At 43.8% G+C, this 18,236-nt stretch carries 18 protein-coding genes; 6 read left to right on the forward strand and 12 right to left on the reverse strand.

Annotation, left to right across the window (positions count from 1 at the left end):
• The first annotated feature begins 196 nt into the window (after positions 1-196).
• The 6 genes from GYO_RS32045 (at position 197) to uptA (ending at position 6,029) form a co-directional block, all read left to right on the forward strand.
• Positions 197-1,594 carry an alanine/glycine:cation symporter family protein gene (locus tag GYO_RS32045; RefSeq protein ID WP_014113950.1) on the forward strand — a complete coding sequence of 466 codons (1,398 nt, stop codon included), beginning with the start codon at positions 197-199 and terminating at the stop codon, positions 1,592-1,594.
• A gap of 317 nt (positions 1,595-1,911) precedes the next feature.
• Positions 1,912-3,411 (forward strand): cellulase family glycosylhydrolase, encoded by a 1,500-nt coding sequence (locus tag GYO_RS32050; RefSeq protein ID WP_014113951.1) that lies wholly within the window; start codon positions 1,912-1,914, stop codon positions 3,409-3,411.
• A gap of 74 nt (positions 3,412-3,485) precedes the next feature.
• The gene (locus tag GYO_RS32055) at positions 3,486-3,749 is read left to right on the forward strand and encodes a YnfE family protein (RefSeq protein WP_014113952.1); all 264 of its coding nucleotides are present in this window, start codon (positions 3,486-3,488) and stop codon (positions 3,747-3,749) included.
• Between the two features lie 293 nt (positions 3,750-4,042).
• Positions 4,043-4,447 carry a GtrA family protein gene (locus GYO_RS32060; protein WP_014113953.1) on the forward strand — a complete coding sequence of 135 codons (405 nt, stop codon included), beginning with the start codon at positions 4,043-4,045 and terminating at the stop codon, positions 4,445-4,447.
• 24 nt (positions 4,448-4,471) lie between these two features.
• Positions 4,472-5,362, forward strand: a complete 891-nt coding sequence (gene galU / locus GYO_RS32065) for a UTP--glucose-1-phosphate uridylyltransferase GalU (protein ID WP_014113954.1) — start codon at positions 4,472-4,474, stop codon at positions 5,360-5,362.
• Between the two features lie 70 nt (positions 5,363-5,432).
• The gene (uptA, locus tag GYO_RS32070) at positions 5,433-6,029 is read left to right on the forward strand and encodes an undecaprenyl phosphate transporter UptA (RefSeq protein WP_014113955.1); all 597 of its coding nucleotides are present in this window, start codon (positions 5,433-5,435) and stop codon (positions 6,027-6,029) included.
• A 48-nt stretch (positions 6,030-6,077) separates the two neighbouring features.
• On the opposite strand, the gene nrnB is transcribed toward uptA, so the two are convergent.
• The 12 genes from nrnB to GYO_RS32125 all read right to left on the reverse strand — a co-directional run bounded on the left by nrnB (position 6,078) and on the right by GYO_RS32125 (position 18,195).
• Positions 6,078-7,277 (reverse strand): oligoribonuclease NrnB, encoded by a 1,200-nt coding sequence (gene nrnB / locus GYO_RS32075; RefSeq protein WP_014113956.1) that lies wholly within the window; start codon positions 7,275-7,277, stop codon positions 6,078-6,080.
• Positions 7,278-7,447: 170 nt separating this feature from the next.
• A complete protein-coding gene (locus GYO_RS32080; protein WP_080010131.1) occupies positions 7,448-8,983 on the reverse strand; it encodes an acyl-CoA carboxylase subunit beta in 1,536 nt (511 codons plus the stop codon).
• A 10-nt stretch (positions 8,984-8,993) separates the two neighbouring features.
• A complete protein-coding gene (locus tag GYO_RS32085; RefSeq protein ID WP_014113958.1) occupies positions 8,994-9,776 on the reverse strand; it encodes an enoyl-CoA hydratase in 783 nt (260 codons plus the stop codon).
• A gap of 17 nt (positions 9,777-9,793) precedes the next feature.
• Complete coding sequence (ldeG, locus tag GYO_RS32090) at positions 9,794-10,696, reverse strand: hydroxymethylglutaryl-CoA lyase (protein WP_014113959.1); 903 nt, start codon at positions 10,694-10,696, stop codon at positions 9,794-9,796.
• A 14-nt stretch (positions 10,697-10,710) separates the two neighbouring features.
• Positions 10,711-10,932 carry an acetyl-CoA carboxylase biotin carboxyl carrier protein subunit gene (locus GYO_RS32095; protein WP_014113960.1) on the reverse strand — a complete coding sequence of 74 codons (222 nt, stop codon included), beginning with the start codon at positions 10,930-10,932 and terminating at the stop codon, positions 10,711-10,713.
• Between the two features lie 14 nt (positions 10,933-10,946).
• Entirely contained in the window at positions 10,947-12,275 is a 1,329-nt protein-coding gene (locus tag GYO_RS32100) for an acetyl-CoA carboxylase biotin carboxylase subunit (protein WP_014113961.1), read from the reverse strand.
• Between the two features lie 9 nt (positions 12,276-12,284).
• On the reverse strand, positions 12,285-13,934 hold the full coding sequence (locus GYO_RS32105; RefSeq protein WP_014113962.1) for an AMP-binding protein: 1,650 nt from the start codon (positions 13,932-13,934) through the stop codon (positions 12,285-12,287).
• Positions 13,935-13,976: 42 nt separating this feature from the next.
• Positions 13,977-15,119 (reverse strand): acyl-CoA dehydrogenase family protein, encoded by a 1,143-nt coding sequence (locus GYO_RS32110; protein ID WP_014113963.1) that lies wholly within the window; start codon positions 15,117-15,119, stop codon positions 13,977-13,979.
• 97 nt (positions 15,120-15,216) lie between these two features.
• On the reverse strand, positions 15,217-15,351 hold the full coding sequence (locus GYO_RS43350) for a hypothetical protein (protein ID WP_014113964.1): 135 nt from the start codon (positions 15,349-15,351) through the stop codon (positions 15,217-15,219).
• Between the two features lie 84 nt (positions 15,352-15,435).
• Complete coding sequence (locus GYO_RS32115; protein ID WP_014113965.1) at positions 15,436-16,002, reverse strand: GNAT family N-acetyltransferase; 567 nt, start codon at positions 16,000-16,002, stop codon at positions 15,436-15,438.
• Positions 16,003-16,115: 113 nt separating this feature from the next.
• Positions 16,116-17,648 (reverse strand): glycoside hydrolase family 10-like protein, encoded by a 1,533-nt coding sequence (locus tag GYO_RS32120; RefSeq protein WP_014113966.1) that lies wholly within the window; start codon positions 17,646-17,648, stop codon positions 16,116-16,118.
• Positions 17,649-17,802: 154 nt separating this feature from the next.
• Positions 17,803-18,195 (reverse strand): DUF1360 domain-containing protein, encoded by a 393-nt coding sequence (locus GYO_RS32125; protein WP_003220186.1) that lies wholly within the window; start codon positions 18,193-18,195, stop codon positions 17,803-17,805.
• Between the last annotated feature and the right edge of the window lie 41 nt (positions 18,196-18,236).

The raw sequence follows: 18,236 nt of genomic DNA on the forward strand, positions 1-18,236 counted from the left end.
TGCTTATAAGAAATATTTTTATTCATAGGAAAATAATAGAGAGGGAGACCAAAGGAGTGAAGCATCAATCTAGGACAACAATCTTCACGAAAAAACTTCCTAATTCGACATATTGTGATATAATAAAACTCGTTATGTTAAAAAATCTAACATCAAATATGAATTCACAATGAATTGATGAAAACGGGAGGTCAATATGGAGTCTTTTTTCAACAGTTTGATCAATATTCCAAGTGATTTTATCTGGAAATATTTATTTTATATTTTAATAGGACTTGGACTATTTTTTACACTTCGTTTTGGTTTTATCCAATTCCGTTATTTTATTGAAATGTTCAGAATAGTAGGTGAGAAGCCTGAAGGAAATAAAGGTGTTTCGTCTATGCAGGCGTTCTTTATTTCTGCTGCATCCCGAGTCGGTACAGGGAATTTGACTGGTGTTGCCTTAGCAATTGCGACAGGCGGACCCGGCGCTGTATTTTGGATGTGGGTTGTAGCTGCTGTAGGTATGGCTTCAAGCTTTGTTGAGAGTACGTTAGCACAGCTTTATAAAGTGAAGGACGGAAACGATTTCCGCGGCGGACCGGCCTACTATATTCAAAAAGGTCTTGGAGTCAGATGGCTCGGCATCGTATTCGCTGTCTTAATTACCGTATCATTCGGTTTAATCTTTAACGCTGTTCAATCCAATACAATTGCGGGAGCGTTAGAAGGCGCATTTCATGTGAACAAAACAGTTGTGGCTACTGTTCTTGCTGCTTTAACGGCTTTTATTATTTTCGGCGGTTTAAAACGTGTAGTCGCAGTGACACAATTGATTGTTCCAGTGATGGCTGGTCTTTATATTCTCATTGCACTATATGTTGTATTCACCAATATTTCTGCATTCCCAAGCGTTATTGCGATAATTGTCAAAAATGCTTTGGGATTTGAACAAGTTGTCGGCGGCGGACTGGGAGCTATCATCGTCATCGGTGCACAGCGCGGGCTTTTCTCTAACGAAGCGGGAATGGGTAGCGCGCCTAACGCTGCTGCGACAGCTCATGTTTCGCATCCGGCAAAGCAGGGCTTTATTCAAACATTAGGCGTGTTTTTCGATACATTTATCATATGTACGTCTACAGCGTTTATCATCTTACTATACAGTGTAACACCAAAAGGTGACGGCATCCAGGTTACACAAGCTGCTCTGAGCCACCATATTGGAGGCTGGGCGCCTGGTTTCATAGCAATTGCAATGTTCTTGTTTGCCTTTAGTTCAGTTGTCGGAAACTACTATTATGGGGAGACAAACATTGAATTTATTAAAACAAGCAAAACATGGCTGAATATTTACCGCATCGCGGTTATTGCTATGGTTGTCTTTGGATGTGTAGCAGGGTTCCAGATTGTGTGGGACATGGCGGACCTCTTTATGGGTATCATGGCGCTGATTAACTTAATTGTTATTACACTGCTGTCGAACGTTGCTTACAAAGTGTATAAAGATTACGCGAAACAGCGTAAACAAGGACTTGATCCTGTATTCAAAGCGAAAAACATCCCGGGTCTTAAAAACACTGAAACTTGGGAAGATGAAAGACAAGAAGCATAAGAACACGGCTGCATTCAATCAATTGAATGCAGCTTTTTATTTGGCGAAAAGAAGCGGAATGTTTTGATTTCATAAAAAAATAACGTGTAAAGTCCTGGTTACATACTTTTATATGTGGTCCGCATGTATCAGCAGTATCTGAAACAAGACAAAAAGAGCAAATTGGCAGGTTTTTAAACCGCCTAAAAACAAGAAATTAGGTTGATAGACAATCATAAGAAAGATTTTTACAATGAGTCCGTGCTAAAAAAGCGAAAGGGAGGAGAACGGTACTAGGCATATGTTTTACATAATCATTTGAAGGAGGAAAGAATATTATGAAACGTTCAGTCTCTATCTTAATTGTATGTTTATTTATTGCATTACTAGCAAATAGCGGCTTGACTGCTCCAGAAGCATCTGCAGCAGTGACAAAAACGCCAGTATCCATAAATGGCCAGCTTAGCATAAAAGGTACACAGCTAGTCAATCAAAACGGCAAAGCGGTGCAGCTGAAGGGGATCAGTTCACACGGATTGCAATGGTATGGCGATTTTGTCAATAAAGACAGCTTAAAATGGCTGAGAGACGATTGGGGCATTACGGTTTTCCGCGCGGCGATGTATACGGCCGACGGCGGTTATATTGATAATCCGTCTGTGAAAAACAAAGTAAAAGAAGCGGTTGAAGCGGCAAAAGAGCTTGGGATATATGTCATCATTGACTGGCATATCTTAAATGACGGCAATCCAAATCAAAATAAAGAGAAGGCAAAAGAATTCTTCAAGGAAATGTCAAGCCTTTACGGAAGCACGCCAAACGTCATTTATGAAATTGCGAACGAACCAAACGGCGATGTGAACTGGAAGCGTGATATTAAACGGTATGCGGAAGAAGTGATTTCCGTTATCCGCAAAAACGATCCCGACAACATCATTATTGTCGGTACCGGTACATGGAGCCAGGATGTGAATGATGCTGCCGATGATCAGCTAAAGGATGCAAATGTCATGTACGCGCTTCATTTTTATGCCGGCACACATGGCCAGTTTTTACGGGATAAAGCAAACTATGCACTCAGCAAAGGAGCACCTATTTTTGTGACGGAGTGGGGGACAAGCGATGCTTCCGGAAATGGCGGAGTATTTCTTGACCAGTCGAGGGAATGGCTGAATTATCTCAACAGCAAGAACATCAGCTGGGTAAACTGGAATCTTTCTGATAAGCAGGAATCATCTTCAGCTTTAAAGCCGGGAGCATCTAAAACAGGCGGCTGGCCGTTATCAGGTTTATCCGCTTCAGGAGCATTCGTAAGAGAAAACATTCTCGGTACCAAAGATTCGACGAAGGACATTCCTGAAACGCCAACACAAGATCAACCCACACAGAAAAACAGCATTTCTGTGCAATACAGGGCAGGTGATGGAAGTGTGAACGGGAACCAAATCCGCCCGCAGCTTCACATAAAAAATAACGGCAACACCAGAGTTGATTTAAAAGATATCACTGTCCGTTACTGGTATAACGCAAAAAACAAACCTCAAAACTTTGACTGTGACTACGCGCAGATTGGATGCGGCAATGTGACCCACAAGTTTGTGGCGTTACATAAACCTAAGCAGGGTGCAGATACCTATCTGGAACTAGGGTTTAAAAATGGAACGCTGTCACCGGGAGCAAACACAGGGGATATTCAGCTTCGTTTTCACAATGATGACTGGAGCAATTATGCACAGGGTGAGGATTATTCCTTTTTCCAATCAAATATGTTTAAAACAACGGAAAAAATCACATTATATAATCACGGAAAACTGATTTGGGGAACAGAACCCAAATAGTTTAGCTTTTGGCGGGCATCAGCAATGATGTCCGTTTTCATCATCTTATACAGCAAAACAAGGAGGTTTAGGTTGTGGATGAAACACTGAAGCAGTATATGATGCTGTTCAAAGAAATGAATAATGCGATAAATGGTCCGGACTATCCTGGTAAGGAAAAAGACATCCAATATCAAAAAGAACAGATCGAAGCTTACGAAAAACAGCTACAGCAAGGTTTTTCTACAGATTATGACTACGATGTATTTGCTGACTCGGTTATCAAATGCGCATATGGCGATATGACGCTGGAAGATTTGGAAGCAGTTTATTATGGATTGACAACGCCATTTTTTTGATTAGACTTCCAACAGTAAAATTTCAATTTCTGTCTCACTAACTTAAGTATACTTTTGTATTGAGATGGAAATTCATTTATTTTGTTTACTTCCTAGAATATATATTATGTAAACTAAAAAATGAAAACAGGCAGCAGTTGTATTTCATTATCGTCCTCCCCTTCTTTTTTAATGGTTTGTTCATATTTTAGTAATTGTTTATTCAACTCTCTTCTTTAAAGTGATTTGTACATAAGATGGCTTCCGCGGCCACTACTGAATTTCTTCGATTGGAGGTAAAATGGAATGCCGTTATGCTGAAGAAACAAATGACTACGCTTATACGTTTTGGTACCGTCGGAGTTGGCAACACGCTTATTGACTTTTGTGTATTTTTCCTTTTAACCGCTTTACAGGTGCCATATCTCATTGCCCAGGTTTGTTCTTATACGTCCGGAATCGCCAACAGTTATATTTGGAATCGGATTTGGACGTTTGAAGTGAAGAAAAAAGCCGACAAACAGGAAATGATTCGGTTTATCGCCGTTAATCTCGCAGCGTCCGGTATGACGTTTTTGCTGCTATTCGGCCTTCAAAAAGCCGGATTGTCTCTTCTGATCAGCAAATTGATTGCAACTGTCGGCGGTATGGTGATTAATTTTATCGGGAATCGCCTCTGGGTCTTCCGCGATCCGTTGAAAAAATCAGAATCAATGTAAGAAAACTGAAATGGAGTGAAGGAAATGAAAAAAATCAGAAAAGCCGTCATCCCTGCAGCAGGTCTAGGAACACGTTTTTTACCTGCAACGAAAGCTCAGCCTAAGGAAATGCTCCCTATCGTTGATAAGCCTGCTATTCAATATATCGTTGAGGAAGCGGTTCAGTCAGGTATTGAAGATATTTTGATTATTACAGGGCGAAACAAGCGCGCGATTGAAGATCATTTTGACCGTTCCATTGAGCTTGAACAGAATTTGATTGAAAAAGGGAAAACAGACATCTTAGGCGAAATGCAGGACATTGCAAATCTTGCGAATATCCATTATATTCGTCAGAAGGAGCCGCTTGGCTTGGGACATGCCGTTTTGTGCGCGGAGCATTTCATTGGCGATGAACCGTTTGCCGTCCTTTTAGGTGATGATATTATGGTGTCTGAAACACCGGCTCTTCGGCAATTAATGGATGTATATGACGTTTATGGCACAGAGGTTGTCGGTGTACAGTCAGTTCTCCCTGAGGATGTCAGCAAATATGGTATTATCAATACATCAGGGTCTCAAGGGCATGTATACGAAGTGAACGATTTAGTGGAAAAGCCTTCTCCTGAAGAAGCGCCTTCGGAAATCGCCGTGATGGGACGTTATGTGCTGAATTCATCGATCTTCCCCGTTTTAAAGTCCATTGGCAGAGGCGCGGGCAACGAAATTCAGCTTACAGATGCGCTTCGTGAGGCTTGCCGTAAGCAGCCTATCCATGCCCGGCTGCTGGAAGGAAATCGATATGACATTGGCGATAAGCTGGGTTGTTTTAAAGCGAGCACTGAAATCGGCTTAATGCGCCCCGAAATGAGATCTCAGCTTTTGGCCTATTTAGAAGATGTGATCAAACGGGAAACGAAAGAAATGCTGCGATAAAAAATTGTAACCATCTTGCTCGTCAATCAGTCATATAATAGAGAAAAAGATTAGGACAGGTGTGAAGAATGTGGGCAGTTTGATAAGCGAAATTTTAACATGGCTGACGAACATGGGATATGCGGGCATTGCGATTGGCTTGATGATTGAAATCATTCCGAGTGAAATTGTATTGGCCTATGGCGGCTATATGGTATCGGAAGGCACGATTGGGTTTATTGGCGCCATCATTGCGGGTGTTATCGGGGGCACCATTGCCCAGATCTTTATTTATTGGATCGGACGCTATGGCGGCAGACCGTTTTTGGACAAATACGGGAAGTACTTATTGATTAAAAAGCATCATATCGACATGTCAGAAAACTGGTTTCAAAAGTACGGCACGGGTGTTGTCTTCTCGGCACGTTTTATACCAGTTGTCAGACATGCGATATCCATTCCCGCAGGCATTGCCAAAATGCCGTTTCTCAAATTTGTGGTACTGACTGTACTTGCTATCATTCCGTGGTCTATCCTCTTTGTTTATTTAGGCATTCAGCTCGGAAGTCAGTGGGATGACGTTGAGAACATTGCGGGCACTTATACAACGCCGATAATGATATTGGCTATTGTCGTTATCGCCCTTTATTTTGTGATTAAAAAACGTACAGCGATATTTAAACGATAGCTAGCGGATATGCATAAGGATGATTGATTCATCCCTATGCATATTTTTTTATCTGCGATGCTGGTTTGCCAGCTTCAAATGCTCCGCTAAAAAAGCGACAAATACTTCATCCCGCACGAGCGTTGCGGCATAATTTCTTTTAATAAACCATTCTGCTTCTTCAAAAGCTGCGAATGTTTCATCCTGTGTTTCTCCGTTAATTTGGATATTCCACTCGTTGTCTAAAGGAAACAGAAAAAATCTCATTTGTGCGCGATTTTCATATAATGATCCGTTCGCCGATCCCTTTAGGTTATAGATATTACGGAAAGCATCTGGACGGACAGGTTCAATCCGGAATGCTTCAGCAACAAACAATTCGTATACTTCGTCGGTGATTGAACATCCGGATGCCTTTGCATGCCCCCCGCCTCCGTATCGGCCGGCGATTTCTGACACATCGATGTAATCATGAATGGTGCGCAGGCTGACTCGTTTTGACCCCATGCTTAAAATCGCAATGTAATCGAGGTGGGGATTTTCTTTTCCTAGTCTGTTTCCAAGCTCTGAATGATACGACTCTGCGTGGACAATGCCCACACAATGTTCATGAACAAAGGTTTGCACCATCTCCCTTTTCTTTCTGCGGAGGTAGCGCTCGATTTTTGCATCTTCTAAATCAAGCAGTTTCTCTTCAAAATCATCAAAGAAAAATTCATCATGCGCAGAAAGACGCTGAATCATTTTTTCTTCAAATTCATCGATTGACAGCAGAAAGAAAAGATCATTAAGCCGCTTCGCCTGTTTTTGATCATACTGCTCCCACTCCCATGTATCATATTGGCGGACGAGCTCTGTAAATTGATCTAAGGCATTTGTCGGTTTCATAAAACCATTTTCAACGAGATAGCCATATAAAAGCGATGTGGCCGATGAGAGCCTTCCATCATCATACTCCACTTGGACAAATCCCCATTCATGCTCATTCAAATGAAGCGCTGTTTTATGATGGTCAATCAGCTTCACTTTTCCGCCCGCATGAACATACTTATTTAATCTCTCTTCGTTTTCTTCGTTGACGGCGAGATCGGTGATGAATAATGCGTCTTGTCTGTTGCTCTCCTTCGCTTTTTCTAAAAAGTACTGCACTTGAGCGTTTAAGCCGTTGACAGAGTTATACCGGACCTCAACATCTTTCCCGAATGCCAATTTTGCTACGATTCCGCATCCTACTCCGTCCAAGTCGTTATGTGAATATAAATGATACATAATGTAGGCCCCTTTTTATGATGAACTGACAATTGCCGCTAGAGGTGCGGCACCCTTTATTTACTATTCTAAAAACCATGGTGTTTTATGCAAAGTTAATTGGTTTACATAATATTATTATTGCAAATATAAAAAAGAGCGCTTTTTGCGCTCCTTAAGTCCTTGCTTTTTTATACAGGGTAAACCGGATGCTTTCGATTGGTAAATGTCATTTCCTTTGTCATGTATGCCTTGAGCCGTTTGGCCAGCTCATCACGCAGCGAATTGGCTGGGATCACGGCATCAATGATCATTTCTGAAGCCAGGCGGTAGATATTGATGTCCTCTTTGTATTCCTCCCGTTTGCTGCTGATAAATGATGCCCTCTCTTCTTTCGGCAGCTCAGCGATTTTTTTTGCATAGACGGCGTTTACAGCTGCTTCAGGGCCCATGACGGCAATTTGGGCGGTTGGGAGCGCTAAGCAGCAATCCGGTTCAAACGCAGGCCCTGCCATTGCGTACAACCCCGCTCCGTACGCTTTGCGGACAATGACAGAGAGCTTTGGAACAGTTGCTTCCGACATCGCTGAAATCATTTTTGCTCCGTGCCTGATAATGCCCGCTTGTTCTACCTTTGTGCCGATCATAAAGCCGGGGATATCCGCTAAGAACAGCAATGGAATATGAAACGCGTCACATAAGGTAATAAATTTAGCCGCTTTGTCTGCTGAATCGTGAAATAAGACGCCTCCTTTTACCTTTGGTTGATTAGCAACAATGCCGACAGACTGTCCGTGAATTCGTGCGAGGCCCGTTATTAATTCCGGTGCGAATAAAGCTTTGATTTCAAAAAATGAATCTTCATCAATAACCCGCTCAATCAGCTCATGCATATCAAAAGGCGCATTTTGATTTTGCGGAATGATGTCGGCAAGCGGGATGTCGAAGTGTTTTGGCGGGCGTTTCTCTTGCATAGGCGCTTTTTCTTGATAATTAGCCGGAAAATACGATAAATAAGCCCGTGCCAGACGTATGGCTTCTTCTTCAGTTTCTGCAAGAATATCTCCGCAGCCGGAGATTGAGCAATGCATACGTGCCCCACCCATTTCTTCGAGAGACACTTTTTCGCCAATGACCATTTCCGCCATCCTCGGCGAGCCTAAATACATGGAGGCGTTACCCTCTACCATAACGACAATGTCACAGAAGGCTGGAATATAAGCGCCCCCTGCCGCAGACGGTCCGAAAAGCAGGCAGATTTGCGGAATGCGTCCCGATAATTTGACTTGATTGTAAAAAATTCGTCCTGCTCCACGTCTCCCTGGAAAGACATTGATTTGGTCAGTGATTCTGGCGCCAGCCGAATCGACTAAATAAATGAGCGGACAGTTTAACTTTTCAGCTGTTTCTTGAATTCTGATGATTTTTTCAACCGTTTTGGCTCCCCATGAACCTGCTTTCACTGTTGAATCATTGGCCATCACACAAACGGTTTGGCCACCGATTTTGCCGATAGCCGTCACCACTCCATCAGCGGGAAGCCCGTCTGACATACATTCCGCAAAAAAAGCGTCTTCAAGCTCGATATCATCGTCAAACAAACGAGCAAGCCGCTCTCTGACAAAGAGCTTGCCTTTTTCCAGGTTGCTCTGATGATACTTTTCCGCCCCGCCTTTTCGAATCTGTTCGGCCCGTTCTGTTCGTTCCTTTTCATAATCCATGAGCATTGCCTCCCTTTTATATTCCCTTATATACGGCCCGTCTTTTTTCTTGAAACGCTTCAAGTCCTTCTCTCCTGTCTTTTGTCGGAATGGTATGTTCATATGCTTTTTGTTCAATTGCCAGGCCTGTAGCAAGATCTGTCTCCAACCCTTTATTAATTGCGAATTTAGCCTGACGGACAGCAATCGGCCCGTTGGCAGAAATAGCTGCGGCCAGTTCCTCTGCTTTTGGCATGAGGTCACGAGGAGCCGTGACATGCTCTACAAGGCCTATCTCTTTTGCTTCGTGTGCGGTTACGCGTCTGCCTGTATAAATTAATTCTTTTGCTTTTCCTCTGCCAATCAGCCGGGGCAGCCTTTGGGTCCCACCAGCGCCTGGGATAATAGCTAACCCTGTTTCCGGGAGGCCCAGAACAGCTGATTCAGCTGCGATTCGAAGGTCGCATGCCAATGCCAATTCTAGCCCGCCGCCTAATGCGCTTCCGTTTATCGCGGCTATGACCGGCTGCGGCAAGGCTTCAAGGAAAGCCGCCGTTCTTTGAATGAGAGATACACTTTCCAGAACCTGATCTTCTTTTAGTTTTATCCGTTCTTTCAGGTCTGCGCCCGCGCAAAACGCTTTTTCACCGGTGCCTGTGAGGATGACGCAGCGGATGTTCGAGTTGAATTCAATTTCCTGAAGAATCAATTGCAGGCTTCTAAGCATTTCCGCTGAAAGAGCATTTGCCGCCTGAGGCCTGTTTAAGGTGATCAACGCAATATGTTCATTTTGGACAGTAAAAAGAACCGATTCTCCCATTGTATTTGCCCTCTCTTTTATGAAGATGATTTAAATACCTGTAAATTTCGGCTTGGCAGCTGCTTGCCCATTTTTTCTTCTATCCATTTGGCTGCGGATAGCAGTTTATCAAGATTTACATTTGTTTTGATGTCCATCTGTTCAAGCATGTATACGATATCCTCAGTTGCAGCGTTTCCGGAGGAACCTGGGGCATATGGACAGCCTCCGAGTCCGCCTGTCGAGCCGTCGAACACAGTGATGCCCATTTGGAGAGCTGTGACCATGTTGGCCAGCGCCGTTCCTCTCGTATCATGAAAATGCAGGGCAATTTGATTGGCCGTGAATCGTGCCAAAAGAGCTTCAAGCACGGTTTCAACTTGGGCGGGATTTGCCGCTCCGATCGTATCTCCAAGCGATAGTTCAGAAATCCCGAATTCAAATAGGGCTTCAGAAAGGCGGATGACTTGTTCAATGGGGACATCTTTCTCGTACGGACAGCCGAAAACGGTTGAGAGGTAGGCTCTTGTTGAGAGGTTTGCTTTTTTTGCGTCATCGTTTACTTGTTTTAGAATATGAAGGGTTTCAGTAGTAGATTTGTTGATGTTCTTTCTGTTGTGCGTCTCGCTGGCGGACATAAAGACGCAAGCTTCGTCAATGCCTCCTTCAAGCGCATTCTCCAGCCCCTTTTGATTCGGGACAAGTGCCGCGTACGTTACCCCTTTTGCACGGTCGATGCCTTTTGCCACGTCTATGGCATCTCGAAGTGCCGGAATCCATTTCGGGTGAACGAAGGATGTGATTTCAATATACGAAAGCCCTGTCCGGGATAGCTGGTTGATCCAAGCGATTTTATCTTCTGTTTGTATCCATATGGGCTCGTTTTGTAAGCCGTCACGCGGGCCGACCTCTTTGATTTTCACTTTTTTAGGATATGACATGGTCTTCCTCCAAATTATTGAGTGGAATCGCTCAATTCGAGCAACACGTCTCCTTCATTTACAAAATCGCCTTCATTTTTTTTGACTTCTATTACGGTTCCGCTTCTGTCTGCAACGATCGGGATTTCCATTTTCATTGATTCCAAAATGGCAACTTCCTGGCCTTTTTCAATGTGGTCGCCGGCTTTGACGTGCACTTTCCACAGGTTTCCCGCCATTTGTATCATAACCGTCATGACAACTGCCTCCTTTATAGGTGTTGTTTCAAAAAGTCAGTCGTGACATCCCCTTCTTTAAATGCTTTTGATGCCGCAGCCTGTATGAGAAGCGGAAGATTTGTTTTGATTCCCTCTATCCGATAGTCGCGGAGCGCTGTCTCCAGCTTTTCAATGGCTTCCGCTCTGGTTTGGCCTTTGACAATCATCTTGGCGATCATAGGGTCATAAAAAGGGGTAACGGTGCTGTCTTTTGCTACCGCACATTCGTGTCTGACCCCTTTTGGGAGTGAAAACGCAGTGATTGTACCTGGTGACGGATAGAAGGTCTTGGGATCTTCCGCGTATATTCTAACCTCTATCGCATGCCCGTTTCGTTTGATGTCTTGCTGGGAGAATGTGAGAGTATGGCCCGCAGAAATCCGTAACTGATGCTCCACTAAGTCCAGGCCCGTTATTTCTTCAGTCACGGGGTGTTCAACTTGCAATCTCGTATTCATTTCGAGGAAATAAAAGTTTTGATTCGGGTCAACTAAAAATTCGATTGTGCCTGCATTTGTATAGCCGATCGCTTTCGCTGCTTTTACGGCCGTTTGCCCGATCTTCATTCTTAGTTTATCGTCTAAAAATGGTGACGGCGCTTCTTCAATGACCTTTTGATGCCGCCTCTGAACAGAGCAATCGCGTTCAAACAGGTGTATTGTATGGCCATGCTGATCGGCCAAAAGCTGAACTTCGATGTGGCGGGCATGTTCAATGACTTTCTCTATATACATTGAACCGTCACCGAAAAAATCTGCTGCGCGCTTTTTGTTCCCCTCGTACGCCTTTCTTAATGCTTCCTCGTTTTGAACAAGCTGCATACCGATGCCGCCTCCGCCTGCTGAAGCTTTCAGCATGACAGGATAGCCGATTTGTCTTGCAGTGCGGCAGGCTGCCTCTATGTCTCCGAGGGATTCTGAAACGCCGGGCACCACAGGGACACCTGCCGCTTCCATTGCTTTACGTGCTTCAATTTTGCTGCCCATCTTTGCGATGATATCGGGTGCAGGGCCGATAAACACGATGTTTTCTTGCTTGCAGCGTTCAGCGAATCGGCTGTTTTCTGATAATAACCCGTATCCCGGGTGGATGGCGTCGGCGTTTGCTTTTTTCGCTGTCTCTATGATTCTCTCTATATTTAAATAACTTTCACTGACTCTTGATTCCCCGATCAAATAAGCCTCTGTGGCCGCCTTTGTATGGGGAGCATCTCTGTCTGCTTCAGAATAAACCGCGACCGTTTTGATGCCGAGACGGCTGCACGTTCGGATAATTCTCATTGCGATTTCTCCACGATTGGCGATCAGTACTTTTGTAAACATGACTTCACCTCATTGACATGATAATAAGTTGAACATTTCAATCGTTTTTTCACGCAGTTTATATTTTTGAATTTTGCCTGAAGCCGTCATCGGGTACTCGTCTGTAAAAATAACATAACGCGGAATTTTGTGGCGGGCGATTTTCCCTTTGCAATAGTCCTTAATTTCTTCAGGTGAAGCGGTTTTCCCGTCTTTCAGTTTAATCCAGGCTGCGGCCTCCTCCCCGAATTTGGCGTCAGGCACACCAACGACCTGTACATCTAAAATATAAGGATGCCGATATAAAAATTCTTCGGTTTCCCGCGGGTAAATGTTCTCACCGCCTCTAATGAGCATGTCTTTTAATCTTCCGGTGATGCGGCAGTACCCGTCTTCATCCATGACAGCAAGATCTCCGGTAAACAGCCATCCATCGGGATTGATTGCTTTTCTGGTCGCTTCTTCGTCTTTATAATAGCCTTTCATAACGTGATAGCCGCGGGTGCAAAGCTCTCCCTGCACGCCTCTTTGAACTTCTTGACATGTCCCGGGTTCTACAATTTTCACTTCTGCATGAGGCAGGGCACGGCCGGTTGTTTCGACTCTCCTTAAGAAGGAATCATGCGCCCTCGTTTGCGTAATGACCGGTGAGGCTTCGGTTTGTCCATAGGCGATCGTAATGTCTTTCATGCCCATCTTTTCAATAACAGCTTTCATCACTTCACTTGGGCAGGGAGAGCCGGCCATGATGCCTGTTCGGAGCGTCGATAGATCATATGCATCAAAATCCGGATGATGCAGCTCGGCGATAAACATGGTCGGCACACCGTGGAGCGCTGTGCATTTCTCTTTTTCTACCGTTTTAAGGACGGTAACGGGATCAAATTCTTGTACAGGTATCATGGCTGCCCCGACGGACACACACGCTAAAACCCCAAGCACGCATCCGAAGCAATGGAAAAACGGAACCGGGATGCACATGCGGTCTTGCGAGGTTAATGCCATACATTCAGCGATATTGGCAGCATTATTGATGACATTAAAATGGGTCAGCATTACCCCTTTAGGGAACCCTGTCGTTCCTGATGTGTATTGCATGTTAATCACATCGTCTTTTTCAAGGCTGTTCATTCTGGCTTCCAGCTCAGCATCCGACACTGTTTTCGCAAGTATCTCTGTATCGTTCCAATGATACATGCCCGGCAAACGTTTATCGCCAATATAGATCAGCGTTTTTAAAAAGGGATATCGTTCTGATTTCAGCTGGCCAGGCTCTGTTTCTTGCAGCTCTGGAATGAGGCTCTTCAGGATGTCTGTGTATGAAGTGCCCCGGTATGAATCCATGACAATAAGAGCGGCAGCATCCGATTGCTTTAACAAGTAATCGAGTTCGTGTGCTTGATAATTAGTATTGACGGTCACGAGCACAGCTCCGATTTTTGCGGTGGCGAACTGAACGGCAAGCCATTCGGGGATATTCGAAGCCCATATGGCTACATGGTCTCCTTTCCCAATCCCCATCCGCATGAGTCCTTTAGCGGTTTGACGGCACAGACTGTCAAATTGGGCGTACGTATAGCGAATTTTTCTGTCTGGATAAACAACCGCTTCTTGATCGGGATAGGTTTCAGCGATTTGTTCCAGCAGTCTGCCGATTGTGGAATGGATGAGTTCAGCCATGCATTGTTCCTCCTTTCTAAGTAATTGGAAAGCGTTTACATTTTATTTCAATAGCTGTCTGGCAATCACGATACGCTGAATTTCAGAGGTGCCTTCACCGATTTCCATTAATTTTGCGTCCCGCAGCATCCGTTCTACCCCATATTCCTTCATGTAGCCTGAACCTCCATGGATTTGAATGGCTTGATTACAAGCTCTTGTCGCCATTTCAGATGCAAACAGCTTGGCATATGCTGCTTCTTTTGTGAACGGACGGTTATGGTCTTTCAGCCAAGCGGCTTTTAACACCATTTGCCGTGCAAGATCAATTTCCATCGCCATGTCAGCAAGCTTAAATTGGATGGCCTGAAAGGAAGAAATCGGCTGTCCGAACTGCTTTCGTTCTTTCGCATATGCCAATGATGCTTCAAGTGCCGCTTGGGCGATGCCGACTGCAAGAGCAGCGATGGAGATTCGTCCCCCGTCCAGCGTGTATAGAAACTGCTTAAACCCTTTTGTTGGATCGCCAAGTAAGTTGCCCGCAGGCACTCTCACATCCTCAAGCAAAATTTCCGCTGTATTTGAACCGCGGACACCCATTTTATCGTACGGGCTCGTAATCGTAAGTCCGGCTGTGTCAGTTGGCACGATCAATGCGGAAATGATGTTTTTTCCTTCTTTGTTTTTGCCTGTTACTGCGGTTACAATCACCGTTCGTGCGTAACTTGCATTCGTGATCCAGCACTTTTCGCCGTTGATTACATACTCATCACCATTTGTAATGGCTTTCGTTTGAGTCCCTCCTGCATCTGAGCCGGCATTTGGTTCCGTCAGGCCGAATGACCCGAGTGCTTTGCCTGAAGCCAGCGGAGTCAAATGCGCCCGTTTTTGTTCTTCTGTTCCGAAGTAATAAAGAGGACTTGCGCCTAGCGAGACCGCTGCAGCGTAGCTTAATCCAGTACTTCCGCAGGCTTTGCCGATTTCTTCAACCGCTAAGGCATATGAAATCGTATCGCCGCCTGATCCGCCGTATTCTTCGGGAAATGGAATACCCATCAGCCCGAGCTCACCCATTTTTTTAAATGTTTGTATCGGGAACTCGCCCGTTTGATCTACATGTTCAGCGTGAGGAGCGATTTCTTTTTTCGCAAAATCCTTTACCATTTCACGAACCATTTGTTGTTCTTTTGTCAGCTCAAAATTCACTTGATTTCCTCCTTCACATCTTTGTAACATCCTATTAGGCGAGTTCTGTAATCATTCCCTGACAAAAGAAGTCTGAAAATTAAAACCGATTCATTTTTTACGTGAAAACATCAATGGGATTGGCTTGTTTCGCAACTGATTTTAATGTCAGTTTTTCTAAACCGTTTTCTACGATACATGCTTTGGCTGATTGAATGAGTGCTTCTTTGGAAATGATATTTGGTTTTGCCATGGTGCTCCTCCTTAAAAGTTAGTTAGTTCAATAACTGACTTTTTAAATCTTCTATCCGTAGGGTTTTTTTGAAAAAGAAAAGACTTATATGTATTCGTTCTTAAGAATGCCGTACATTTCTAAATCGACAACTCCTATACCGGACCAATAGGAAGCTTGTCTGACTAATCCTACTTTCATAAAATTGTTTTTTAAGAGGACGTTTTTTGAATTCTCGTTTGCTGGCATGACTTCAGCTTGAATTCTATTTACATTGACTTTCTCAAATAAAAATGAGACAAGCATGCGGACGGATTCAGTGGCAAAGCCTTTCCCCCAGTATTCTTCAGCAAAATAGTATCCAATCGTTACCATGTTTACTTTTTGGTTAAAATCCATCGCTTCAATGATTCCCGCCATTGTATTCTCTTGACTCTTCGGAAAAATTCCCCACTTGATTCTGCTTTTTTTGTTGTAATCCCTATCAAAATGGCTAATCATTTTCTCTACTGTTTTCATGTTATGTTTCGGAATGATGCCGCAGTATTCGAACACTTTGTCATTATCGTAGATTGAAAATACATCCTGTACGTGCTCCTCTTTGATGTTACTTAAAACTAGACTTTCAGATTCCAATACTGGGAAATGTGCAAAAACCGCTTCCATATTCATTTGAGTCCCTCCCTTGCTTTTCTTTAACAAATTCAGCGGCTCATCATAAGTATCTTATCTACCAAAATAACTTTTTAAAAAAAGACGACTTAGAAAGCCGTCCTTCTCATTTCTTATTTAATCTTACGTTTGGAAGCCTTGCTTTCGTTATGGAGCCGGTCTGCTGAAGTGACATAATACGTATATTTCTTGTTTGGTTCTGCCGTCTCATCTAAGAAGGTTTGCTGCTCATTTGTTTTTCTAGCGGTTGCCAGCAATGTTTTGTGCTTTTTCCCTTCGGCTCTGTATATCGCATAATAGGCTGTTTCTTTCGTTTCTTGATTTGATGGGTGGTCTTGTATGTGCAGAAGATTGCCGTTTTTGTCTTCGGTGACCTTCGTAAGCTTCGGTTTATTTGGGGCGGTACTGTCAAGCCAAGGCATTTGCGGAACCAGTGCCGGTTTGCTGTAAAGCTCGATAATGAGCCTGTCTTTGATGCCAAGCGGATTTTTGTTGAGGTCTTTGAGGCTGAAATGCATGCTTCCTTTCACAAGCTCAAGCTGACGGTTCAAGGTGATTTGTCTTACATACTCCTCCGGGTCGGACCATGGCGGATCAAAGTTATTATTGATTTTATAGGCTGCCTGGCCAATATATAAATGAACAGGCCTATTTTTGACTTCATTGCTCCACCAATCAGCCAGTACGTCGTAAGCTGCTGCATTGAAGCCGATGCTCCAATAGATTTGCGGAGCAATATAATCGATGTCGCCTTCTTGGATCCAATGTCTCGTATCTGCATAAAGGTCGTCATAGTTCCTGACGCCTGCTTTGGTATTCGATCCGGTTGGGTCATCTGCCGCGTTTCTCCATACACCAAAGGGACTGATGCCGAATTTGACATATGGCTTTGCAGCTTTAATTGTTTGGTTGATTTGTTTGACAAGCTGGTTCACATTATCCCGCCGCCAGTCATCAATATTGGAAAAAGTGCCTATTCCGTATTGTTCATACTGTGTTTGATCAGGAAATTCCTGTCCCGCTATTTTATAAGGGTAAAAATAATCATCCATATGAACGGCGTCGATATCATACTGTTTTACCACTTCTTCAATACCTTTGACGATAAAATCTCTCGCTTCAGGAATGCCCGGATGATAATAAAGCTGGTTTCCATAAGCGGCAACCCAGTCTGGATGCTGTCTTGCCGGGTGATCCTTAGACAATTTATTGAGGTCCGTATGATTCATTGTAATGCGGTAAGGATTAAACCATGCGTGAAATTCTAAATTTCGTTTATGGGTTTCTTCAATCATAAATGCAAGCGGATCATAGCCCGGGTCTTTCCCTTGGACACCGGTTAAGTATTCAGACCAAGGTCCGTAAGCGGACGGATAAAAGGCATCTGCCGTCGGTTTAATCTGAACAATAACGGCATTCATCCCCATTTTTTGTACATCGTCCAGCAGTTTGATATACTCCTGCTTTTGCTCTTCCACCGATAAACCTTTTTTTGACGGCCAATCAATGTTCAATACGGAAGCAATCCATACGGCTCTCAGTTCCCTGTCAGGCTGCGCATTGGCCATAAACGGAACGGAGATGACAAACGTTCCGATGATCAAGCTGACAAGGAAACGGACAATCGACTTTTGACAAACCTTCATTCTGTTTCTTCTCCCCCATTACATCACTTTCACTATTCGCTATTACGGTATTCCCGGGCTGTAAAAGGGTGCTTAATCGGATTGAAGAAATCAGGATTTATGTCTATATCACCAGATAAACGAAAAAAGTCCTGAAGCATTTTGTTCCGCTGCTTTAGGACTTTTTATCATTTATCATGGTTTGCAGGCTCTTTAACACATCAATGAGTTTTACGCCGACACCGACAGCTGTTTCAAGAATCGCCTGTGCTCCTGCGATGGCTAAAATAAAGATGACTGGAACTGCAATACGAGGCAAAAAGAGATAACCCAGTCCAATCAAGATTGCACACCAAACGCCGGCACACCAGTAGCAATTGAGCATGTACCCAAAGTTAGAAGCCGGCACGCTTTTTTCGTCTACATGTCCGTTTTGATCAACGATCCTTTTCTTTTTCATAAAAGGTTTTCGGATAAATTCCGTGATTTTATCGAAGACAATCAAATGTGTCAGCCTGTAACTGGCTAGAATCAACATGATAAAAGTAAGCAAAGAAAGACGATCCATGACAAGCCTCCAAGAAAAAGGATGATGTTATCATTCCCAAG

It is taken from the genome of Bacillus spizizenii TU-B-10, assembly GCF_000227465.1.
Classification (GTDB): Bacteria; Bacillota; Bacilli; order Bacillales; family Bacillaceae; genus Bacillus; species Bacillus spizizenii.